We start from the raw sequence: 21,585 nt of genomic DNA on the forward strand, positions 1-21,585 counted from the left end.
GGCTCCCAGTAGACGACTGGGTTGATAGGCCGGATATGGAAGCCCTGTGAGGGGTGGAGTTGACCGGTACTAATAGGCCGAGGGCTTGTCCTCAGTTGCTCGCGTCCACTGTGTTGTTCTGAAACAACGACCCGCCCGTAGGGGTGTCCGGTTGACAGTTTCATAGTGTTTCGGTGGTCATAGCGTGAGGGAAACGCCCGGTTACATTCCGAACCCGGAAGCTAAGCCTTACAGCGCCGATGGTACTGCAGGGGGGACCCTGTGGGAGAGTAGGACGCCGCCGAACAATTCTTCAGAAGAACCCCCATCCGGGACCCGGATGGGGGTTCTTCGCATTTCCGGGCCGTCGGATGTCCCAGGCCCCCTCCCGGACGACCGACGACCCCCGCCGAGTGGCTGGGCCACCGTCAATATGCCGCTAAAACCGCCTGATCAGCGCACTGATCAGCGGAAAATCTCCTCGCACGCCGTAGTCTCGAAGGCAAGGGGAACAGGTGTCCGGGGTGTCTCCCGGGCAGGGCCGGATCAAGAATGGTGCTCATGGGACGAGGCAGGCTGCGCATCTACCTCGGGGCGGCCCCCGGGGTCGGCAAGACGTACGCCATGCTCGCGGAGGCGCACCGGCGGCAGGAACGTGGCACGGACATCGTGGTCGCGTTCGTGGAGGACCACGGTCGCCGGCGGACTTCGGACATGGTCGCCGGGCTGGAGGTCGTGCTGCGGCAGCAGGTGGTGCACCGGGGCGCCCGGTTCTCCGAGATGGACCTGGACGCCGTCCTGGCCCGCCGCCCGCAGGTGGCCCTGGTGGACGAGCTGGCCCACACCAACGTCCCCGGCTGCCGCAACGACAAGCGCTGGCAGGACGTCGAGGAGCTGCTGGCGGCCGGGATCGACGTGATCTCCTCCGTCAACGTGCAGCACCTGGAGTCGCTCGGCGACGCCGTCGAGGGCATCACCGGGGTGCGCCAGCGCGAGACCGTCCCGGACGAGGTGGTTCGCCGGGCGGACCAGATCGAGCTGGTGGACATGTCCCCGCAGGCACTGCGGCGACGGCTGGCGCACGGCAACGTGTACGCGCCGGAGAAGATCGACGCCGCCCTCGCCAACTACTTCCGCCCGGGCAACCTGACCGCACTGCGCGAGCTGGCGCTGTTGTGGACCGCGGACCGGGTGGACGAGTACCTCCAGAAGTACCGGGCCGAGCAAGGCATCGAGGGCACCTGGCAGGCCCGGGAGCGGATCGTGGTGGGCCTGACCGGCGGGCCCGAGGGGGCGACGCTGATCCGCCGGGCGGCCCGGATCGCGGCCCGGGTCTCCGGCGGCGAACTGCTCGCCGTGCACATCTCCCGCTCGGACGGGCTGGTGGGCTCCGGCTCGCCGCAGACACTGATCGAGCAGCGCGCGCTGGTGGAGAGCCTCGGCGGCTCCTTCCACGCCGTGCTGGGCGACGACCCGGCCGCCGGGCTGCTGGACTTCGCCCGGGGCGTGAACGCCACCCAGATCGTGCTGGGCACCAGTCGGCGGCCCGCATGGCAGTACCTGTACGGGCCGGGCGTCGGCACCACGGTGACCCGGGAGGCCGGGGACATCGACGTCCACATGGTCACCCACGAGCACGCCGGGTACGGGCGGCGCGGCAAGATCCCGGTCCGCCGGATCACCGACCTGGGCCGTACCCGGACGGTCACCGGCTGGCTGATCGGGCTGGTCGGCCCGCCGCTGATGGCGATCGTGCTGACCGCGATCGGCGGCCTGGGGCTCTCCACCGACATGCTGCTGTTCCTGTCGCTGACGGTGTGCGCGGCGCTGGTCGGCGGGCTGCTGCCGGCGATCGGCTCGGCGCTGGTCGGCTCCTCGGTGCTGAACTACTACTTCACCCCGCCGCTGCACACGTTCACCATCAACGAGCCGCAGAACATCATGGCGGTGGCGATCTTCACCATCGTCGGCATATCGGTGGCGTCGGTGGTGGACCTCGCGGCCCGGCGCACCCAGCAGGCGGCCCGCAGCCAGACCGAGGCGCAGACGCTCAGCGCGCTGGCCGGCACGGTGCTGCGCGGCGCGCCCAACGGGGACGGTGTGCTGACCGCGCTGATGGAGCAGGTCCGGGAGACCTTCGGACAGGAGAGTGCCGCACTGCTGGAGCGGCCCGATCCGCTCGCCGCCTGGGTGCCGGTGGCCGCCGCCGGCCCGCGCCCGCCGGTGCGGCCGGAGGAGGCCGACGTGGACGTCCCGGTCGGTGACAGCCTGGCGCTGGTGCTGCGCGGCCGGGTGCTGCCCGGGGCGGACCGGCGCCTGCTCGGGGCGTTCGCCGCGCAGGCCGCCGTGGTGCTGGAGCGCCGCCGACTGTCCCGGGAGGCCGCCGAGGCCCGCCGGGAGGCGGAGGGCAACCGGATCCGGACGGCTCTGCTGGCCGCCGTCTCGCACGACCTGCGCACCCCGTTGGCGGGCATCAAGGCCTCGGTGAGTTCGCTGCGTTCGGCCGACGTCGACTGGGACCCGGAGGACGAGGCCGAGCTGCTGGCCGGCATCGAGGCCGGGGCCGACCGGCTGGACCACCTGATCAACAACCTGCTCGACATGAGCCGGCTCCAGACCGGGACCGTCACCCCGCTGATCCAGGAGACCGACCTGGACGAGGTGGTGCCGTACGCGCTCGGCGGGGTGCCGCCGGAGTCCGTCCGGCTGGAGGTGCCGGAGACGCTGCCGATGGTCCGGGCCGACGGCGGGCTGCTGGAGCGCTCGCTCGCCAACCTGGTGGAGAACGCCGTCAAGTACAGCCCGGACGGCGTCAAGGTGCTGGTCAAGGCCGACGAGCTGCGGCAGCCGGGGGTTCCGGCCCGGGTCGAGCTGCGGATCGTGGACCGCGGTCCGGGCGTGCCCGAGGAGGCCAAGGAGAAGATCTTCGCGCCGTTCCAGCGCTACGGGGACGCGCCGCGCGGCGCCGGGGTGGGCCTCGGGCTCGCGGTGGCGCGCGGGTTCGTCGAGGCGATGGACGGTACCGTCACCGCCGAGGACACCCCGGGCGGGGGCCTGACCATGGTCGTCAGCCTGCCCGTGGTCGAACGGCCGCCCGATTCGGGGGAGCCGGGCGGCGGCGGCGGTGATCCGTTCGCGGAGCTGATCACCTGAGAACCGGCGGCGCACCGGCCGGGCCCGTCGCCCGCTCCCGGCGCCGCGCGCCGCAACGAAAGCCATCGAGTCATCCCACAGTCCGTAAGTCAGACAGCCCTGAAAGGCGGAGCCCGCAAATGACCCGGGTCCTCGTCGTGGACGACGAACCGCAGATCGTCCGCGCGCTGGTGATCAACCTCAAGGCCCGTAAGTACGAGGTGGACGCGGCCCATGACGGCGCGAGCGCCCTGGAGCTGGCCGCGGCCCGCCATCCGGACGTGGTCGTCCTCGACCTGGGCCTGCCCGACATGGACGGGGTCGAGGTGATCCGCGGCCTGCGCGGCTGGACCCGGGTGCCGATCATCGTGCTGTCGGCCCGGCACGCCTCGGACGAGAAGGTCGAGGCGCTGGACGCCGGCGCCGACGACTACGTCACCAAGCCGTTCGGCATGGACGAGCTGCTCGCCCGGATGCGGGCCGCCGTGCGGCGGGCCGAGCCGGTGGCCGGGGAGGCCGACTCGCTGGTCGTCACCGAGTCCTTCACCGTCGACCTCGCGGCCAAGAAGGTCAACCGGGACGGCGCCGACGTACGCCTCACCCCGACCGAGTGGCACCTGCTGGAGGTGCTGGTCCGCAACGCCGGGCGGCTGGTCAGCCAGACCCAGCTGCTCCAGGAGGTGTGGGGCCCGGCCTACCGCACCGAGACCAACTACCTGCGGGTCTACCTCGCCCAGCTGCGCCGCAAGCTGGAGCGCGACCCCTCGCACCCGCGCCACTTCATCACCGAACCGGGCATGGGGTACCGGTTCGAGAGCTGACCGCGGGTTCCCCTGGCGGCTGAACGACCTGCCGCCAGGGGGTCGGAACCCGGTACCCTTCCGACATGAGTGGTGACAACAGCAGCGGCCAGCCGCAGGGGCGGTTCCGCCGCATGCTCAGCCGGCTGACCTCCTCGGCCGAGGAGCTGGCCGCCGAGGAGCTGCGTCAGGAGAGCGCCGCGGAGTCCGGGTGCACACCGATCGCCGGCTGCGGGGACCGCGAGCTGGTCACCGTCGCGGGCACGCTGCGCACGGTGACGCTGCGCCCCCGGGCGGGGGTGCCCGCCCTGGAGGCCGAACTCTTCGACGGCACCGAGGCGCTGGACGTGGTCTGGCTCGGCCGCCGCTCGATCGCCGGGATAGAGCCCGGCCGTCGGCTGGTCGCCAGCGGCCGGATCGGCCACGCACGCGGGCGCCGCGTGCTGTTCAACCCCCGCTATGAGCTGCGTCCGGTCGGACACGGGAGCGAATGAGCGTGAGCAACCAGCCCGGCGGCGAGGCCGCCGCCCAGCTCGACCTGCCCGTCGACCCGGCGGACGCGGAGGCCGCCCGCAAGGCCGCCTCCAAGGAGGCCGCCGAGACGGTGCTCCAGGCCTTCGGCGGCGTGCGCGGCATGATCGACATGACGCTGCCCGGCCTGGTCTTCATCGTCACCTACAACCTGACCCACCAGGTCAGCACCTCGGCCTGGGCCGCACTGGGCCTGAGCGCCCTGTTCGTCGTGGCCCGGCTGGCGAAGCGGGAGACCATCCAGCACGCCTTCAGCGGGGTGTTCGGCGTCGCCCTAGGCGCCTGGATCTCGATGAAGAGCGGCAAGGCCGAGGACTTCTACCTGCCCGGCCTGCTCTGGAACGTCGGCTACTGCATCGCCCTGGCGGTCTCCGCCCTGGTGCGCTGGCCGATGATCGGGGTGATGCTCGGCCCGATCACCGGCGAGATGTTCACCTGGCGCAAGGAGAACCCGGGCCGCCTGGCCGCCTACACCAGGGCGACCTGGGCCTGGGTGGTGATCATGGGCGCCAAGCCGGTGATCCTCTTCCCGCTGTACTTCACCCACAACGTCAACCTGCTGGGCTGGCTGAAGGTCGCCCTCGGCATCCCGCCGATGCTGCTGGCGATGTACGTGACCTGGCAGATCCTCTTGAAGGCGCCGCCGCCGATCAAGGCGCAGCTGGACGAGGAGGAGCCGGCGAAGTAGCCGGCTCCCACGGCGGACCACGCGGAAGGGCCCGCACCCCGGCGAGGGGTGCGGGCCCTTCCGCTGTGCAGTCCGTGGTTACTGCGCGCCCGAGGTGGCCGAGAGCAGCTGCTCCAGCTCTTCCTCGCGCTCCTGCGCGGCGACGAAGAGCAGTTCGTCGCCGCCCTCCAGGGTGTCGTCCTTGCCCGGCACCAGCACCCGGCCCTCGCGGATGATGGTCACCAGCGCGGTGTCCTGCGGCCAGGCGACGTCGCCGACCCGGGTGCCGACCAGCTCGGTGTCGGAGGCCAGGGTCAGCTCGACCAGGTTGGCGTTGCCCTGGCTGAAGCGCATCAGGCGGACCAGGTCGCCGACGCTGACCGCCTCCTCGACCAGCGCGGACATCAGACGGGGAGTGGAGACGGCCACATCCACGCCCCAGGACTCGTTGAAGAGCCACTCGTTCTTGGGGTTGTTCACCCGGGCGACCACCCGCGGCACCGCGTACTCGGTCTTGGCGAGCAGCGAGACGACCAGGTTGACCTTGTCGTCGCCGGTCGCGGCGATCACCACGTGGCAGCGCTGGAGCGCGGCCTCGTCCAGCGAGGTGATCTCACAGGCGTCGGCCAGCAGCCACTCCGCCATCGGGACCCGCTCCACCGAGATGGAGTTGGGGTTCTTGTCTATCAGCAGGACCTCGTGGCCGTTCTCCAGCAGCTCGCCCGCGATCGAGCGGCCCACGGCACCGGCCCCGGCAATGGCGACGCGCATCAGTGACCCTCCTCCTTCGGTCCCTGCGCGAACGCGGCCTCGACGGCCGTCAGGTCGGTCCGGCGCAGCATCACGTGCACCAGGTCGCCCTCCTGCACCACCATCTGCGGCGAGGGGAGCATGCCCTCGCCGAGCCGGGTGACGAACGCCACCCGGGCACCGGAGGCCTCCTCCAGCTTGCTGATCCGGTGACCGATCCAGCGCGGGTCGTACGCGACCTCGGCGAGCTGCACGCCACCGCTCGGGTCCTGCCACAGCGGCTCGGCGCCGCTCGGCAGCAGCCGGCGCAGCATCTGGTCGGCGGTCCAGCGGACCGTCGCCACGGTGGGGATGCCCAGGCGCTGGTACACCTCGGCGCGGCGGGGGTCGTAGATCCGGGCGGCGACGTTCTCGACGCCGAAGTTCTCCCGGGCCACCCGTGCGGCGATGATGTTGGAGTTGTCACCGCTGGAGACCGCGGCGAAGGCGCCGGCCTCCTCGATGCCCGCCTCGCGCAGGGTGTCCTGGTCGAAGCCGACGCCGGTCACCCGGCGCCCGTTGAACCCGGCGCCCAGCCGGCGGAACGCGGACGGGTCCTGGTCCACCACGGCCACCGAGTGGCCCTGTTTCTCGAGTGCTCTGGCGAGGGCGGAGCCCACGCGGCCGCAGCCCATGATGACGATGTGCACCGGCGCTTACCTCACCCGTCCCGAAGGGGTCTTGACCTGCGCAAACACCGTTCATCTCCGTTTCCCGCCCGGTCGTCCGGGACGAGGTTCATCGTGGGGGCGCCGACCCGGCAACGCTCGACAACCAGAGTGTTGCCCGCCGACTCGTATCCGACACGCTAACTGGTCCACCGAACGCAGTCGCGACGAAGGGGGGGACAAACGGCGGAGCCACGACCGGGAAGCCCCTACGATTCCTTAACGTGCCTATGCCGACTGACCTTCCGAAACGCATCCTGATCGGGCGCGCCCTACGCAGCGACAAGCTGGGCGAGACGCTTCTCCCCAAGCGGATCGCGCTGCCCGTGTTCGCCTCGGACGCGCTCTCCTCGGTCGCGTACGCCCCCGAGGAAATCCTGCTCACGCTCTCCGTCGCGGGCGCCTCGGCGATCCACTTCTCCTGGCAGATCGGCGTCGTCGTGGCGATCGTGATGCTCGCGGTGGTCGCCTCGTACCGCCAGAACGTGCACGCCTACCCCAGCGGTGGCGGTGACTACGAGGTCGCGACCGTCAACCACGGGCCGGCCGCCGGTCTGGTGGTCGCCAGCGCGCTGATGGTCGACTACGTGCTCACCGTGGCCGTGTCGACCACCTCGGGCGTCGCCAACGTCGTCTCCGCGGTGCCCGCGCTGCGCGGCCACGAACCGATCCTGTCGGTGGTCGTGGTCGTGCTGCTGATGGGCATGAACCTGCGCGGTGTGCGCGAATCCGGAAGCGCCTTCGCCGTCCCCACCTACGCCTTCATGGTCGGCGTGATCGGGATGGTCGGCTACGGGGTCTTCCGGCACTTCGCGCTCGGCCAGGACATGCCCGCCGAGAGCTCCGCGTTCCACCTCGCCGCCACCCCGGGCAACGACTCGCTGGCCGGCTTCGCGATGGTGTTCCTGCTGCTGAAGTCCTTCTCCTCCGGCTGTGCCGCGCTCACCGGTGTGGAGGCGATCTCCAACGGCGTGCCGGCCTTCCGCAAGCCGAAGAGCAAGAATGCCGCCACCACGCTGCTGATGATGGCGAGCATCGCCGTCGTGATGTTCATGGGCATCATCTGGCTGGCCCGGCTGACCGGTGTCCAGATGGCCGAGAACCCGACCGAGCAGCTCGTCGGCGCCTCGCCGGACTACCACCAGAAGACCGCGCTGGCGCAGATCAGCGAGGCCGTGTTCAACAACTTCACGCCCGGCTTCTACTTCGTCGCGGCCGTCACCGGTCTGATCCTGGTGCTCGCCGCCAACACCGCCTTCAACGGCTTCCCGGTACTCGGCTCGATCCTCGCCCAGGACCGCTACCTGCCGCGCCAGCTGCACACCCGTGGCGACCGGCTGGCCTTCTCCAACGGCATCATCCTGCTGGCGATCGCCGCGATCCTGCTGATCCTCGCCTTCGACGCCGACCCGAACCGGCTGATCCAGCTCTACATCGTCGGCGTCTTCGTCGCCTTCAACATGAGCCAGTCCGGCATGATCCGGCACTGGACCCGGCTGCTGCGCACCGAGACCGACCCGGCCAAGCGCCGCCACATGCAGCGCAGCCGGGCGATCAACGCCTTCGGCCTGGTGATGACCATGGCCGTGCTGATCGTCGTCCTGGTCACCAAGATCGGCCACGCCTGGATCGCGATCGCCGCGATGGCCGTGCTGTTCGTGATGATGAAGGGCATCCGGCGCCACTACGACCGGGTCTCCGACGAGCTCACCGCCGCCGAGGAGCCGGACGACGTGGTGCTGCCCACCCGGGTGCACGCCATCGTGCTGGTCTCCAAGCTGCACAAGCCGGCGCTGCGCGCCCTGGCGTACGCGAGGCTGGCCCGGGCCCACACGCTGGAGGCCGTCACGGTCAACGTCGACCCGGCCGACACGGTGGCGCTGCGGCGGGAGTGGGACGAGCGCGGCATCGAGGTGCCGCTCAAGGTGCTGGACTCGCCGTACCGCGAGATCACCGGGCCGGTCCTGGACTACGTGAAGAACCTGCGGCGCAGCAGCCCGCGGGACGTGGTCTCGGTCTACATCCCGGAGTACGTGGTCGGCCACTGGTACGAGCACCTGCTGCACAACCAGAGCGCGCTGCGGCTCAAGGGGCGGCTGCTGTTCAAGCCCGGGGTGATGGTCACCTCGGTGCCGTGGCAGCTGGAGTCCTCGGAGCGGCGCAAGCCGCAGAAGGCCTGGTCGGCGCCGGGTGCCGTCCGGCGTGGCGAGCCGCGGGCGCCGAAGGCCGTAGAGTCGAAGGATTCCGCCTCCACCGGTACGAACGCCGGTGACACTTCCGACCGCAGCAAGGACTCCTCCCAGTGACCCGCAACACTCCGCCCCGCTCCTCGGGCTCCTCCGGCAAGGGCGCCCGCCGGGGCGGCTCCCAGCCCGGGCAGGTCTCCCGGCCGCGCTGGGGCCGGCCGGCCCGTCCGGAGGCCACCGACCGCGACGGCCTCACCGCACGCACCGCGCCGATCGTCCCGGGCGAGCGGGGGGACCGGGAGCCCACCGGGCCGGACGCCGGCAAGGGCTCCGGCAAGGCCTCCGGCAAGGGCGCGCCGAAGGGCGCGGGCAAGGCCTCCGGCAAGGGCGCGGGCAAGGCCTCCGGCAAGGGTGCGGCGAAGGGCGCGGGCAAGGGCGCCGGTCAGGACGCGCCGAAGGGCGTCGTCGGCGCCGGCCGGAAGGCGCCGCGCAAGCAGGCGGTGCGGCCGCCCAAGGCGCTGCGCACCGCCGCCGCGCGGCCGTCGCGGCCCGAGGCGCCCTCCGGGGAGCCGCTGGCCGGGCAGCGCTACGAGGTCGAGATCGGCCCGGTCGCGCACGGCGGCGGGCACTGCGTGGCCCGGCACGAGGGGCGGGTGCTGTTCGTGCGGCACGCGCTGCCCGGTGAGAGGGTCGTCGCGCTGGTGACCGACGGGACCACCACCTCGCGGTTCCTGCGGGCCGACGCGGTGGAGGTGCTGGAGCCGGCCAAGGACCGGATCGAGGCGCCCTGCCCGTTCGCCGGTCCGGGCAAGTGCGGCGGCTGCGACTGGCAGCACGTCACCCCGGGCGGGCAGCGCAAGCTCAAGGCGGCGGTGCTGACCGAGCAGCTGGCCAAGCTGGCCGGGCTCACCCCGGCGGAGGCGGGCTGGGACGGCAGCGTCGAGCCGGTCGGCGGCAAGCTGCCGGCCGGGCAGGTGCCGGCCTGGCGCACCCGGGTGCAGTACGCGGTGGATGCCGAGACCGGGAAGGTGGGCCTGCGCAAGCACCGCTCGCACGAGGTGCAGCCGGTGGACCGCTGCCTGATCGCCGCCGAGGGCGTCACCGAGCTGGGCATCGAGGCCCGCGACTGGCCGGGTGTGGCGAGCGTCGAGGCGATCGCCGCGACCGGCTCCTCGGACCGCCAGGTGGTGCTCACCCCGCGGCCGGGCGCCCAGCTGCCGCTGGTCGAGCTGGACAAGCCGGTGTCGATCGCCCGGGTGGACGAGCAGGGCGACGTGCACCGGGTGCACGGGCGCACCTTCGTGCGCGAGCGGGCCGCCGGGCGGACCTGGCGGATCAGCAACGGCGGCTTCTGGCAGATCCACCCCGAGGCGCCGGACACCCTGGTCGACGCCGTGCTGGACGGCCTGGACCCGCAGTGGGGCGAGAACGCGCTCGACCTGTACTGCGGCGTCGGCCTGTTCGCGGGCGCGCTGGCCGACCGGGTCGGCGAGGACGGCGCGGTGCTCGGCATCGAGTCCGCCAAGCAGGCCGTGGTCGACGCCCGGCACAACCTGGCCGCGCTGGACAACGTGCGGATCGAGTGCGACCGGGTCGAGACGCTGCTGCCGCGCACCGGCATCACCGCCACCGACCTGATCGTGCTGGACCCGCCGCGCTCGGGCGCCGGCCGCGAGACCGTCGCCCACCTGGTCGGCCTGGAGGCGCGCCGGATCGCGTACGTGGCCTGCGACCCGGCGGCGCTCGCCCGGGACCTGAAGTTCTTCGCCGAGGGCGGCTACCGGCCGGTCTCGCTGCGGGCCTTCGACCTGTTCCCGATGACGCACCACTTCGAGTGCGTGGCGATCCTGGAGCCGGCCGGGGAGTGATCCCGGGCACCGGGGAGTCATGGAAGGAGGCGGTCACCCGTTCCGGGTGGCCGCCTCCGCCGCGTCCGGGACCTGCTACTCGTTGTGCTCCTCCTCGTCGACGCTGTGCGGGAGGTCGATTCCGTGCTGGGCGGCGAGCCGCAGGAGCGAGGCGACCCGGCCCTCGTACGCCTGGACGCCGTCGGCGTCCCCTTCGGCCCGGGCCGTCGCGAGGTCCCGGCGGGCCTTTGCGAGCTGCTCGCGCAGCTCCTGATCGAACATGGCTGTCATCGGTCGGCCTCCGCACCGGTAGGCGCCCGCTCGGGGGGAACGCGGGGGAATTTCAGCGTCCCGGACGGCGGGGCACTCTTCAAGTCCCCTTCTCCTGGTGCGGCGCGGCGGCCGGGGACGGGGCCCGGATCCGGGCGGAAGGTCAGGGGGTGGCAATGCGCTGGTAAAAGGTGGTGCGAGGAGTGCCCCCGGGCCCGGGGAGGGGGCTTGACGAGGCAATTCACGGGGGCGAAGGTGAGCCGCTGACATGTCATGTGTGCTGTTGCACCGCCCCCTGGCGACAGCCACCCCCGCGCCGTCGACCGGGGCCGGCCGGTGCGTGAGGGGGAGCGTCATGGAGCTGGAGCTGCGGCACCTGCGCGTGCTGTGCGCCATCGCCGACACCGGGAGCGTCGGCCGGGCCGCCGTCCTGCTCGGTGCCTCGCAGCCGGCGACCAGCACCCAGCTGCGCCGGATCGAGCGCCATCTGGGCGCCCCGCTGTTCGAGCGCACCGCCGTCGGTGTCGCGCCGACCGGCTTCGGGGTGGAGGTGGTGGCCGCCGCCCGGGAGCTGCTCATCCGCGCCGACTGCCTGGGGCGCCGCCCGGAGGCGCCCGCCGGGGCCGCGCCGCTCGAGCTGCGGCTGGCGGCGACCAACTCGCCGATCCTGCCCGGGCTGGTCACCAGGGCGCGGCACCAGCGGCCCGAGCAGCGCTTCACCGTGACGTCGGTCTACCGCTCCTCGGACATCGTCGAGCTGCTGGAGCAGGGCGAGGCGGACGCCGCGGTGGCCGTGGACTACCCGGGCCGGGAGCTGCGCCACGCGCCGTCCGTCGCGCACCGCGGCATCGTCACCGAGCCCGTCTTCGTCGCGCTGCCGGCCGGCCACCGGCTGCGGCACCGCACCGAGGTGGCCCTGGCGGACCTCGCGGAGGAGGAGTGGCTGCTGACCCCCGATGACGGGGCCGGCTGGCACGGCGTGTTCCACGGGGCCTGCGCCGCGGCGGGGTTCACCCCGGTGACCGTCCACGAGTTCCTCGGCGGCCGGCTGGAGCTCCAGGAGATGATCGCCGCCGGGCTCGGCATCTCCGTCGTCCAGGCCACCACCCGGCCGCTCGCCGAGGTGGTGGTCAAGCCGCTCGCGGGAACCCCGATCTGGGTGCGGCAACTGCTGGTCTGGCGGTCGGCCGGGGTGGGCGCGGAAGTGGTGGAAACGCTGTTCGGGGCCGCGGCCGCGGCGTACCGGGACCTGATCGCGGCCGCGCCGAGCTTCCAGGCGTGGGCCGCGCGGACGTACCGGCCGGCCCGGCCGTAAGCCGGGTGCGATGCGCCCCGGAGGGGTGCCCGCCCGTCCGTGTTATGGCCGGACAGGGCAATGTCATATGACCTGTGACATTGTTCTGGCCTTCCGCCGCTGGCAGGATCATGACGCGTTCCCCCAACGTCTCGGCAGTCCTCCCAGCCTCCCCCCACAGGAGAAGGACCCCACCAGTGCGCCCACGGATAGCACTCCCCACCCTGCTGGCCGGCCTCGTCGCCGGCTGTTGCGCCGCCGCCACGCTGCTGCCCGCCACGGCGTCCGCCGCCCCGGCGGTCTCCGGTGCGGCCGCCCGGCCCGCGGCCGGTGCCCCGACGGCCGACCCGGGCTCCGCCCTGCCGAAGCCGCTCGGCGCCTTCCTCACCGTCGACCCGGCCGCCCAGGCCCGCGCGACCGAGGACCTCGCCCCCGTCGCCGAGCCGCTGCCCCCGGCGCTCCTCGGCCAGGTCGTGATGGGCCAGCCGGCCGGCACCGCCGTGCAGACCGCGCCGCGCCCGGCCGCGCCGAAGACGACCGCGGCCAAGCCGGCCCTCGCCGCCCGTGGTGCCGCCGGTGCGGCCGCCACCGCCGCCGCGCAGAGCTGCACCCCGGCCGACTTCGGCAGCCGCAGCGGGGCCGACCTGGTCTCCTTCATCGAGAGCTCGACCACGGACTGCGTCAACACGCTGTTCAACGTCACCGGCACCGACGCGGGCAACATCTTCAAGGAATCGAAGATGCTGACCGTCGCCAACGCCTTCCAGACCATGGCGGGCAGCTACACCGGCGACAACTCGACCGCCATCCTGCAGCTCGTGCTCTTCCAGCGGGCCGGCTGGTACGTGCAGTCGTACAACTCGGGCGCGGTCGGCCCGTACGACGCGGCCCTGAGCAGCGCCTCCAAGGCCGCCCTCGACGCGTTCTTCGCGAGCCCGCACCGCACCGACGTCAACGACAACAACGGCGTCGTGCTCAACGAGGTGCTGGTGCTCACCGACAGCGCCAACCTCCAGGGCAGCTACCTGGGCGTCTACAAGCAGGTGCTGAACGGCTACAACAGCTCGTACAACGCCTACCCGAAGATGCTCAAGGCGGTCAACGCGGTGCTGTCCGCGCCGCTGTGGCGGGGCAACTGGAACCCCGACTTCGTCAACGCGGTCGCCGCCGACCCGAGCATCGGAGCCGCCCTGGGCGACTTCGCGCTGAACCACAAGGACCTGCTCGGTACGCCCAACGCCTACCTGGACGTCAACGCGGGCAACGACCTCGGCCGGATGGCCGGCGACAGCCCGGCGGTCGAGGCGGCGCTCAAGGACAAGGTCAAGGCCGTCCTCGACGGCGTGCAGATCACCGGTGCCACCGGCCCGCTGTACGTCCACACCGCGTTCCAGGCCAACAGCTTCGACCCCGGCCAGTGCTCGTACTACGGCATCTGCGACCTGCCGGCGAAGCTGACCGCCGCGGTGCTGCCGAACCAGTTGGTCTGCGACAACCGCACCATCCAGACCGAGGCCCTGTCGCCCGCCGACCTGGCCGCCGTCTGCGCCAGCCTGCGCGGCGAGGACACCTTCTTCCACAAGCTGGTGAAGGACAACGGCCCGATCCCCGGCCAGTACGACAAGGAGCTGACCCTCGCGGTCTTCGCCAACCAGGCGGACTACCTGACGTACTCCTGGGCGATCTTCAACAACTCCACCGACAACGGTGGACAGACCGTCATGGACCCGACCGACCCGAACAACCGGGCCGTGTGCGTGATGTACCAGAAGTCCTGGAACGACGGCTTCACCGGCAACGTGTGGAACCTCAACCACGAGTACACGCACTACCTGGACAACATCTACGACCTCAAGGGCAACTTCTCCACCGAGATCTCCGTCCCGGACATCTGGTGGATCGAGGGCGTCGCCGAGTACGAGTCCTACGCCTACCGCGGCACCACCGACACCCAGGCGATGGCCGAGGCCGCCAAGCACACGTACAAGCTGAGCACCGTCTTCCAGAACACGTACGGCAACTCGGACACGGTGCGCACCTACCCGTGGGGCTACCTGGCCGTCCGGTACATGTTCGAGAAGCACCCGGCCGACATCGACGCCATGCTCGCGCACTTCCGCACCGGTGACTACCAGGGCGGCTACGCGGTCTACAACGGCATCGGCACCGGCTACGACGCCGACTTCGACGCCTGGCTCGACGCCTGCGCCGGCGGCGCCTGCTACGCGGCCGGCCCGACCGCGCTGTTCGGCCAGACCGTGAACGGCCCGACCGTCACCCTGACCGACAAGTCCGTGCAGACCGGCCCCGGCCAGATCACCGCCTGGCACTGGACCTTCGGCGACGGCAGCTCGTCCGACCAGCAGAACCCGACCCACACCTACGCGGCCGCGGGCACCTACACCGTCGCGCTGACCGTCACCGACAACACCGGAAAGACCGCCAGCACCCCGGCCTCGGCCACCGTCACCTCGGGCAGCGGCAGCGGTGGCGGCACCACCCCGCCGGCCTGCACCGACCCGCGTACCGACGCCCTCGGCCAGAACTGCTCGCGGGCCAACCTGTCGGCCACCGCCGGGAACCTGGACTACCTGTACGTCTACCTCCCGGCCGGCACCAGCACCCTGAAGATCACCACCACCGGGGGCACCGGCACCGCCTACCTGTACTACAACGACAGCACCTGGGCCTCGCCGAGCGCCTACACCGCCTCGTCCACCAACGCGGGCACCACCCAGAGCATCACCGTCACCAACCCGACGGCCGGTTACCGCTACGTGAGCCTCTACGCGAAGACCGACTTCAGCGGGGTCACCGTCAGCACCCAGTTCTGATCCGTCCGACCCGTTTGATCCGACCCCTTCCGGGGTGGGCCGGGCCTGTGGCAGCAGCCACGGGCCCGGCCCGTTCGGCGTCCTGGTGACGGCAAGGTTGCGCGGCGGCGTGCGGCAGGTGTGCGGGCGGTGTGCGCACGCCCTTGTTGTGCTAGCACTTGAGCGCTAGCTTGAACGGCATGGGTAAGAAGCAGCTGAACGTGCGGGTCGACGCCACGACCGCCGAGATGGCCCGGGAACGGGCGGAGCAGCAGGGGATCAGCATGAACCAGTACATCGAGCGCCTGGTCCAACAGGACATGGGCGAGTCCGGACGGGCCTTCGTGGACGCGGCCGCGCAGTTCATGAAGGAGTACGAGACGGCCTTCCTCGCCGAGTTCGGGGAGCCGGGCGACCTCCAGGACGTGCGCCGTTGAAGCTGGAGGTCGACCTCTCGTGGCTGCTCATGACCGCCGAGCAGTACACGCCCGGTGACCCGCAGGTCACCGACTACGGCTCGCTGCTCGCGGCGGTCACCCGCCACCAGGCCGAGATATTCGACATCGCGGTCTACCCCGAACCGCAGGACCGCGCCGCCGCGCTGATGCAGCAGCTGATCCGGGTGCCCGCGCTGGAGAAGACCAACGAACTCTTCGCGACCGCCGCCGCCTACGCCTACCTCGTCGCCAGCGGCTGCACCGTCGCCACCACCGCCCGCGAGGTGCGCAGCCTCTCCCGGGCCATCCGCGAGGGGCGGCTCGGGGTGTCGGGCGTCGCCGAGCGGCTGGCGGCCTGGGTGGTGGACGAGGCGGAGGGGGAGGGCGTCACCGGGGCGGACGAGGAGGACGAGGACGACGACTGACCGCCGCCCCGTCGGGGCTCCCCGGGCCGTTGCGTGCCGGGCTCCTGCCGGGCGGAGGGGGTTCTACCGGGCGGTGGCCTCCTGCCCGTCGCCGGCCTCCTGCAGGGCGGGCGGCTCCGCGATCAGGGCCGTCGCGAAGGTGCGGAAGCCGGCCCGGCGGTAGATCCGGGCGACGTCCTCGTCGGCGGCGGACAGGAACACCGTCCGCACCCCGTTCGCCCGGGCGTGCGCGACCAGGGCCGCGGTGACCGCCAGGCCCAGCCCGCGACGGCGCGCGGACGGGAGCGTGCCCACCCCGGCCACCTCGGTGACCGGGCCCACCGGGTTGTGCTGGCCCGCGCACAGCGCCGTGCCGTCCTCAAGGGCCGCGGCGAGCACGGTGGCGCCGGCGGTGATCCGGCGGGCGATCCGCTCCACCGTGCCGTCTGCCGTCAGCGTCGCGGCGCTCTCGGCGAGTTCGGCCGTGCCGACCGGGCCGACGGCGGTGCCCGGCTCGGCGAAGGCCAGGTGCGGGACGGCGATGGCGGCCGCCAGTTCCGGCGCGTCCGGCGCCAGCACCCGGACCTCCACCTGCTCCGGCAGCTCGGGTGCCGGGGCCGCTTCGTCCTGCAGGCCCAGCACCAGCAGCGGGTGCTCGTGCACCGTCAGGCCCGCCGCCTCGACCGCCGCGCGCAGCTCCGGGTTCTGCTCGGCCACCCACTCGAAGGCCTCCGGCACACCCAGCTCCCGCTGCCGATCCAGCACCCGGCGGACGTCCCCGGCGGTGGCGGCCGGACCGCTGTGGCCGAGGGCCGGGCGGGCGTAGTACGGCCAGCCGGCCCCGTCGCGGACGAACAGGGTCAGCGGCCCGAAGTCCTCGGTGCGGGCGGCGCTGCGCGGCACGGCGTCGTAGTAGGTCTCGATCTCGTCGAGCAGGAGGCGGTCGGGAGCATGATCAGCAGGAGTCACGGCCCGCATCCAAGCAGGGGCGGGGGTGCGATGCCACCCGTTTTTCGCGTGCGGTCCGGTCCTCCGGTCACGCCTCGGGGGCCGATTGTTGCCGAACGCTTACCCGCTCGCAGCGATCTTGTGCGGACACGGCGTGCATGCTGAAGCCTTTACAGCTCTGCCGAGGGGGACGGCGGACGTCTGCACGAGGCGAGGCAAGGGGGAAGACAGGCCCATGAGGCTCTGCTTTCTGGTGGAGGAACACTACCGGCGCGACGGCATGCCACTCGACGTGGCGCGCCAACTCACCGCGTGGGGGCACCGGGTGGACGTGCTGCGCCCCGGGGACTCGCTGCTGGCGATCTCCGAGGAGGTCCGGGCCGGCAGCCACGACGCCTGGGTGCTCAAGACCGTGTTTGGCGGGCCGGGGCTGACCCTGCTGGAGTCGGCCGCCGCCGTCGGCCTCACCACGGTGAACGACGTGCGCTCGATCCGGGGGGTCCGGGACAAGGCGCTCGCCGCGGTGATCGGCCGCACCCGCGGCCTGCCCGTCCCGGTGACGTACGCGGCCGCGCGCTGGGAGCGGCTGGCGGAGATCCCTGCCGCCGAGTACCCGCTGGTGGTCAAGCCCGCCGACGGCAGCTCCGGGCGCGCCGTGCGGCTGGTGCGCGACCCCGGCCAACTGCTGGAGGTCGGGCCGGAGCTGGCGGGGGAGGGGCTGCTGATCGCGCAGCCGTACGTGCCCAACTCCGGGACCGACCTCAAGGTGTACTGCGTCGACGGCGAGCTGTTCGCGACGGAACGTTCCTCCCCGCTGCACCCCGGGCAGGGTGTGCGCGAGCGGCAGGTACCGCTGCCGGGGAGCGTCGCGCGGATCGTCGCGCAGGTCGGCGAGGTGTTCGGGCTGGACCTGTACGGGGTCGACGTGCTGCTGGGGCCGGACGGGCCGGTCGTGGTGGACGTCAACGACTTCCCGAGCTTCCGGCAGGTGCCGGACGCGGTGGCCCGGGTCGCCCGGGCGGTGCTGCGGCTGGCACGCAGCGGGACGGCCGTGTCGGTGCCCGGCGGGCCCGCCGAACTCGTGCCCGCGGGCGGCGATCCGTACGGGCACCTGGGCTTCGGCGAAGGGGAGTTGCTGTGAAGGTCGGGCTGATCACCGGCGACCCGGGGCATCCGGTGCTGGCGGCGGCCGCCGAACTGCTGGTGAGACAGGGGCACGAGGTGGCGGCCGTCCCGCCCGCGGGGCCCGTGGGCGGGCTCGCGGACGTCTACCTGCTCAAGGCGCGTACGCCGCAGGCGCTGGCGCTGGCGGGGGAGCTGGAGCGGCGGGGCGCGCCGGTGGTCAACTCGGCGGCGGCCACCGAGCTGTGCCAGGACCGGGTGCGGATGGCCGACCTCGCCCGCGCCGCCGGGCTGCCCTTCGCGCCCACGGACGCGGTCGGACGGCTGGGCGAACTCGTCGACCCGGTCTATCCGTTCGTGGTCAAGAGCCGGCACAGCAGGCGGCACGACCTGGTCGCCCGGGTGGACGGCCCGGCCCGGCTGCGCGAACTCGCCGAGCGCTGGCCCGAGGAGCCGGTCGTCACGCAGCCGTTCGTCCCGGGGAGCGGCTGGGACCAGAAGCTGTGGGTGGTCGACGGGCAGGTGTTCGCGGCCCGGCGGCAGTCCGAACTCGCCACCGGCACGGGGAAGTCGGGGCGGGCGGAGGACTGGGAGCCGTCCGCCGGGCGGGCCGCGCTCGCGCTGCGCGTCGGCGAGGTGTTCGGGCTGGACGTGTACGGGGTCGACCTGCTCGACGGGCCCGCCGAGCCGGTCATCGTGGACGTCAACGCCTTTCCCGGGGTCCGCGGGCGGCCCGGCGCGCCGGAGGCGCTCGTGGCGCTGGCGCTGCGCGTCGGGGCGGAGCGGGGCCGGGCGCTCGCGGGGCAGGGCCGGGCGCTCGCGGGGCAGGGCCGGGCGCTCGCGGGGCTCGGGCCCGGGAGGGGTGCACGGTAGGTCCTGCCGGGTGCTGCCGGGGCGGTGGCCCGGGGCGCCGGGTCCGTCGAGGTCGTTAGGCTGGCTGGCGCCCCGACCGGCCGGGGCGTACGGCGAGAGAAGACGGAACCTTGCTCCAGGACATCGAGCGCTACCTGGCCTGCCCGCACTGCGCGCAGGCCCTCACCCGGCACGACCGCAGCCTGCGCTGCCCGGCCGGGCACAGCTTCGACCTCGCCAAGCAGGGCTACGTCAGCCTCCTCGCCGGCGACGCCCACACCGGCACCGGGGACACCGCCGAGATGGTCGCGGCCCGCGCGGACTTCCTGGCCGCCGGGCACTACCGGCCGATCGCCGAGGCGCTGGCGCAGGCCGCCTCCGCCGTCGCCGGCGGGTCCGGCGGCCTGGTCGCCGACCTCGGCGCCGGCACCGGCCACTACCTGAAGCACGTCCTGGACGCCCTGCCCGGCACGGTCGGCGCCGCCCTCGACATCTCCAAGTTCGCGCTGCGCCGTGCCGCCAAGGCGCACCCCCGGATCGGCGCCGTGGTGTGCGACGCCTGGCGCCCGCTGCCGCTGCGGGACGCCTCGGCGGAGCTGATGCTCAACGTCTTCGCCCCGCGCAACGGGCCCGAGATCCGCCGGGTGCTGCGCCCCGGCGGCACCCTGCTGCTGGTCTCGCCGACCGCCCGCCACCTGCGCGAACTCGTCGATGCGCTGGGGCTGTTGTCGGTGGACGAGGAGAAGCAGCGGCGGATCGACGAGAAGCTCGGGCCGTACCTGGAGCCCGCCGGGCGGCGGGAGGTCGAGTTCACCCTGCGGCTCGGCCCGCAGGACGTGCGCACCGTCGTCGGCATGGGGCCGAGCGCCTGGCACACCGACCCGGAGCGGCTCGGCGCCGCGCTCGCGGAGCTGCCGGAGCCGGTCGAGGTGACGGCCTCGGTGACGGTGGCCGCGTACCTGCGCTGAGCGCCACGTTGGGATGAATCTGCGCTGAAGGCACGTTTCTGCCGGTCGGCCTGCGGCTAACGTCCCACGGGTGAACCGCGACGCCACCAGGCCCGCAGGGCCGGCCCACCTCCGACCGGCCGCCCCGGGGCCCGACCGGCCGCCCGTGCCGCGCCCCACCGTCGAGGAGCTCCGGCTCACCTCGTTCAAGTCCTACCGGCGTGCGGTGCTGCCGCTCGCGCCCCTCACCGTGCTGCACGGGCCCGCCGGGGTCGGCAAGTCCAACGCCCTCGACGCGCTGGCCGTGCTGTCCCGGCTCGCCCTCGGCGAGGAGATCGCCGACTCGCTGGACGGGCTGCCCGAGCGCACCGGCCCGCTCGCCGGGCCCGTCCGCGGCGGCCTGGACGGGTGCGTCCCGCACGGGCGGGACGCGATCATCCTCGGCTGCACCGTCCGCTCGCCGCACGGCCTGATCCGGCTCGACGTGGTGATCCGCACCGACGGGCCGGTCCGGATCGCCCGGGAGTCGCTCACCCTCGACGGCCGGACCCTGATGGACACCGGCGAGCAGGACGTCCGCAACCGGCGGGTCAACGTCTGCTGGCACAACGACACCCGCCAGGGCGACATCCGGGCACCGTTCCCCAGCGGCACGATGATCACCGCACAGCTGCCGCTGCGGGTCGCGGGCTCGTCGGCCGGGGAGTGCCTCGTCCTCGCCGCCACCGAGGACCTGCTCACCGCGCTGCGCGAGGTCTTCCCGCTGCACCCCGTCCCCGCGCTGATGCGCGGCTGGGCCCGGGCCGACCAGCAGGCCCGGCTGCGCAGCAACGCCGCCAACATCTCCGCCGTCGTCGCCCGGCTGAGCAACGAGTGCCCGCGCCGGTACGGGCAGCTGCTGCGTGCCGTGCAGGCCGCCGCACCGCACCCGCTGCTCGGGCTCACCCTGGCCGAGCGCGAGAGCGCGGGCGTGCGGCGGGTCCTCGCCGTCTTCGACGAGGGCGTCCTCGGGCGCACCGGGGCCGACCAGGCCTCCGACGGGATGCTGCGCCACCTCGCCTTCGCCGCGGTGCTGCTGACCGGGGCCGGGGTGCTCGACCTCGACGTGGCCGCCGAGGTGCCCTGGGCGCACCGGCAGCTCACGGTGCTGGCCGAGGACCTGGGTGCGGGGCTCTCCGCCGAGCAGACCGCCGGGCTGCTTCGGCTGGCGCGGGACATGGCGGAGCGCAGCCAGCTGCGGGTGGTCGCGGCCCTGCAGGAGCCGGCGGCGGCACGGGAGGCGCTGGGCGGCGCGCCCGGGGGCGGGGTGGTGCTGGTCGAGTGCCGGCGGGATCCGGACTCCGGGTTCACGGTGCTGCGGCCGGAGGCGGCGCGGGTGCCGGCCCAGGGCGGGCGCGGGGAAGCGGCCGGTGGGGTGGACGGGCGTGCGCACGGGCGTGCGGCGGCGGGCGACGGCCCGTCGGCGGAGCAGGAGGGGCCGGCCGAATCCCCGGAGGGTGGTGGGGCGTCCCCGGCCGGCGGTGGGGCGGCGGGCCGCGATGCGGTAGACCTGGAGGGGTGAGCGAACGAGTGACGGGGCCGGCGGAGCCCACCGTGGAGGCCCTGCGGCAGCGGCTGGTGGACTTCGCGGCGGCCCGGCGGTGGGAACCCTTCCACACCCCGAAGAACCTGGCGGCGGCGCTGAGCGTGGAGGCGGGGGAGCTGCTGGAGATCTTCCAGTGGCTGACGCCCGAGCAGGCGGCCGCGGTGATGTCCGATCCGGAACGCGCGCACCGGGTGCGCGACGAGGTCGCCGACGTGCTGGCGTACCTGCTGCAGTTCTGCACGGCGGTCGGGGTGGATCCGTTGGAGGCACTGGCGGCCAAGATCGAGCGGAACGAGCTCCGCTTCCCGGTGCCG

At 73.0% G+C, this 21,585-nt stretch carries 18 protein-coding genes, 2 rRNA genes and 1 pseudogene; 17 read left to right on the forward strand and 4 right to left on the reverse strand.

Annotated features, from left to right (window positions below):
• The 6 genes from ACIRRH_RS00005 to ACIRRH_RS00030 form a co-directional block, all read left to right on the forward strand.
• Positions 1-93: ribosomal RNA gene (locus ACIRRH_RS00005) — 23S ribosomal RNA — on the forward strand; the annotation flags it as partial.
• 76 nt (positions 94-169) lie between these two features.
• Positions 170-286 (forward strand): 5S ribosomal RNA (rrf, locus tag ACIRRH_RS00010).
• Positions 287-540: 254 nt separating this feature from the next.
• The gene (locus ACIRRH_RS00015) at positions 541-3,132 is read left to right on the forward strand and encodes an ATP-binding protein (protein WP_403059375.1); all 2,592 of its coding nucleotides are present in this window, start codon (positions 541-543) and stop codon (positions 3,130-3,132) included.
• A gap of 119 nt (positions 3,133-3,251) precedes the next feature.
• Complete coding sequence (locus ACIRRH_RS00020; protein WP_049657530.1) at positions 3,252-3,932, forward strand: response regulator; 681 nt, start codon at positions 3,252-3,254, stop codon at positions 3,930-3,932.
• A gap of 65 nt (positions 3,933-3,997) precedes the next feature.
• The gene (locus ACIRRH_RS00025) at positions 3,998-4,405 is read left to right on the forward strand and encodes an OB-fold nucleic acid binding domain-containing protein (RefSeq protein WP_403059378.1); all 408 of its coding nucleotides are present in this window, start codon (positions 3,998-4,000) and stop codon (positions 4,403-4,405) included.
• Between the two features lie 2 nt (positions 4,406-4,407).
• Entirely contained in the window at positions 4,408-5,130 is a 723-nt protein-coding gene (locus ACIRRH_RS00030; RefSeq protein WP_403059380.1) for a DUF3159 domain-containing protein, read from the forward strand.
• A gap of 78 nt (positions 5,131-5,208) precedes the next feature.
• Here ACIRRH_RS00030 and ACIRRH_RS00035 read toward each other — a convergent pair whose 3' ends face one another.
• Complete coding sequence (locus ACIRRH_RS00035; protein WP_359829049.1) at positions 5,209-5,880, reverse strand: TrkA family potassium uptake protein; 672 nt, start codon at positions 5,878-5,880, stop codon at positions 5,209-5,211.
• Positions 5,880-6,548 carry a potassium channel family protein gene (locus ACIRRH_RS00040; RefSeq protein WP_403059383.1) on the reverse strand — a complete coding sequence of 223 codons (669 nt, stop codon included), beginning with the start codon at positions 6,546-6,548 and terminating at the stop codon, positions 5,880-5,882. The genes ACIRRH_RS00035 and ACIRRH_RS00040 overlap by 1 nt, the downstream gene beginning before the upstream one ends.
• A 248-nt stretch (positions 6,549-6,796) precedes the next feature.
• On the opposite strand from ACIRRH_RS00040, the gene ACIRRH_RS00045 reads away from it, so the two are divergent.
• Complete coding sequence (locus tag ACIRRH_RS00045) at positions 6,797-8,872, forward strand: APC family permease (protein WP_403061049.1); 2,076 nt, start codon at positions 6,797-6,799, stop codon at positions 8,870-8,872.
• Between the two features lie 398 nt (positions 8,873-9,270).
• The gene (locus ACIRRH_RS00050; RefSeq protein ID WP_403061052.1) at positions 9,271-10,620 is read left to right on the forward strand and encodes a class I SAM-dependent RNA methyltransferase; all 1,350 of its coding nucleotides are present in this window, start codon (positions 9,271-9,273) and stop codon (positions 10,618-10,620) included.
• Between the two features lie 75 nt (positions 10,621-10,695).
• On the opposite strand, the gene ACIRRH_RS00055 is transcribed toward ACIRRH_RS00050, so the two are convergent.
• Positions 10,696-10,890 carry a hypothetical protein gene (locus ACIRRH_RS00055; protein ID WP_224284950.1) on the reverse strand — a complete coding sequence of 65 codons (195 nt, stop codon included), beginning with the start codon at positions 10,888-10,890 and terminating at the stop codon, positions 10,696-10,698.
• 334 nt (positions 10,891-11,224) lie between these two features.
• Here ACIRRH_RS00055 and ACIRRH_RS00060 point away from each other — a divergent pair, with 334 nt between their 5' ends.
• From ACIRRH_RS00060 to ACIRRH_RS00075, 4 genes are all read left to right on the forward strand, one after another.
• Positions 11,225-12,184 carry a LysR family transcriptional regulator gene (locus ACIRRH_RS00060; protein WP_403059386.1) on the forward strand — a complete coding sequence of 320 codons (960 nt, stop codon included), beginning with the start codon at positions 11,225-11,227 and terminating at the stop codon, positions 12,182-12,184.
• A 176-nt stretch (positions 12,185-12,360) separates the two neighbouring features.
• The gene (locus ACIRRH_RS00065) at positions 12,361-14,997 is read left to right on the forward strand and encodes a collagenase (RefSeq protein ID WP_403059389.1); all 2,637 of its coding nucleotides are present in this window, start codon (positions 12,361-12,363) and stop codon (positions 14,995-14,997) included.
• A gap of 179 nt (positions 14,998-15,176) precedes the next feature.
• The gene (locus tag ACIRRH_RS00070; protein ID WP_045703875.1) at positions 15,177-15,413 is read left to right on the forward strand and encodes a toxin-antitoxin system HicB family antitoxin; all 237 of its coding nucleotides are present in this window, start codon (positions 15,177-15,179) and stop codon (positions 15,411-15,413) included.
• Positions 15,410-15,838 carry a fic family toxin-antitoxin system, toxin component gene (locus ACIRRH_RS00075; RefSeq protein WP_403059392.1) on the forward strand — a complete coding sequence of 143 codons (429 nt, stop codon included), beginning with the start codon at positions 15,410-15,412 and terminating at the stop codon, positions 15,836-15,838. The genes ACIRRH_RS00070 and ACIRRH_RS00075 overlap by 4 nt, the downstream gene beginning before the upstream one ends.
• Positions 15,839-15,901: 63 nt before the next feature.
• On the opposite strand, the gene ACIRRH_RS00080 is transcribed toward ACIRRH_RS00075, so the two are convergent.
• The gene (locus tag ACIRRH_RS00080) at positions 15,902-16,795 is read right to left on the reverse strand and encodes a GNAT family N-acetyltransferase (RefSeq protein ID WP_403059395.1); all 894 of its coding nucleotides are present in this window, start codon (positions 16,793-16,795) and stop codon (positions 15,902-15,904) included.
• A gap of 205 nt (positions 16,796-17,000) precedes the next feature.
• Here ACIRRH_RS00080 and ACIRRH_RS00085 point away from each other — a divergent pair, with 205 nt between their 5' ends.
• From ACIRRH_RS00085 to ACIRRH_RS00105, 5 genes and pseudogenes are all read left to right on the forward strand, one after another.
• Entirely contained in the window at positions 17,001-17,906 is a 906-nt protein-coding gene (locus ACIRRH_RS00085) for a RimK family alpha-L-glutamate ligase (protein WP_403059398.1), read from the forward strand.
• The gene (locus tag ACIRRH_RS00090) at positions 17,903-18,760 is read left to right on the forward strand and encodes a RimK family alpha-L-glutamate ligase (protein WP_403059401.1); all 858 of its coding nucleotides are present in this window, start codon (positions 17,903-17,905) and stop codon (positions 18,758-18,760) included. Before ACIRRH_RS00085 ends, ACIRRH_RS00090 begins: the two co-directional genes overlap by 4 nt.
• 110 nt (positions 18,761-18,870) lie before the next feature.
• The gene (locus tag ACIRRH_RS00095) at positions 18,871-19,707 is read left to right on the forward strand and encodes a putative RNA methyltransferase (protein ID WP_403059404.1); all 837 of its coding nucleotides are present in this window, start codon (positions 18,871-18,873) and stop codon (positions 19,705-19,707) included.
• A gap of 70 nt (positions 19,708-19,777) precedes the next feature.
• Positions 19,778-21,247 (forward strand): AAA family ATPase, encoded by a 1,470-nt coding sequence (locus ACIRRH_RS00100; protein WP_403059407.1) that lies wholly within the window; start codon positions 19,778-19,780, stop codon positions 21,245-21,247.
• Positions 21,248-21,279: 32 nt separating this feature from the next.
• Positions 21,280-21,585: pseudogene (locus ACIRRH_RS00105) on the forward strand (nucleotide pyrophosphohydrolase); the annotation flags it as partial.

It is taken from the genome of Kitasatospora sp. NPDC101235 (assembly GCF_044767505.1).
Taxonomy (GTDB): domain Bacteria; phylum Actinomycetota; class Actinomycetes; order Streptomycetales; family Streptomycetaceae; genus Kitasatospora.

Excerpts from the sequence above, each read along its gene's own strand:
- ACIRRH_RS00015 (WP_403059375.1), top strand. The coding sequence starts at position 541 with ATGGGACGAGGCAGGCTGCGCATCTACCTCGGGGCGGCCCCCGGGGTC.
- ACIRRH_RS00045 (WP_403061049.1), top strand. The coding sequence starts at position 6,797 with ATGCCGACTGACCTTCCGAAACGCATCCTGATCGGGCGCGCCCTACGC.
- ACIRRH_RS00025 (WP_403059378.1), top strand. The coding sequence starts at position 3,998 with ATGAGTGGTGACAACAGCAGCGGCCAGCCGCAGGGGCGGTTCCGCCGC.
- ACIRRH_RS00085 (WP_403059398.1), top strand. The coding sequence starts at position 17,001 with ATGAGGCTCTGCTTTCTGGTGGAGGAACACTACCGGCGCGACGGCATG.
- ACIRRH_RS00055 (WP_224284950.1), bottom strand. The coding sequence starts at position 10,890 with ATGACAGCCATGTTCGATCAGGAGCTGCGCGAGCAGCTCGCAAAGGCC.
- ACIRRH_RS00035 (WP_359829049.1), bottom strand. The coding sequence starts at position 5,880 with ATGCGCGTCGCCATTGCCGGGGCCGGTGCCGTGGGCCGCTCGATCGCG.
- ACIRRH_RS00080 (WP_403059395.1), bottom strand. The coding sequence starts at position 16,795 with ATGCGGGCCGTGACTCCTGCTGATCATGCTCCCGACCGCCTCCTGCTC.
- ACIRRH_RS00060 (WP_403059386.1), top strand. The coding sequence starts at position 11,225 with ATGGAGCTGGAGCTGCGGCACCTGCGCGTGCTGTGCGCCATCGCCGAC.
- ACIRRH_RS00020 (WP_049657530.1), top strand. The coding sequence starts at position 3,252 with ATGACCCGGGTCCTCGTCGTGGACGACGAACCGCAGATCGTCCGCGCG.
- ACIRRH_RS00070 (WP_045703875.1), top strand. The coding sequence starts at position 15,177 with ATGGGTAAGAAGCAGCTGAACGTGCGGGTCGACGCCACGACCGCCGAG.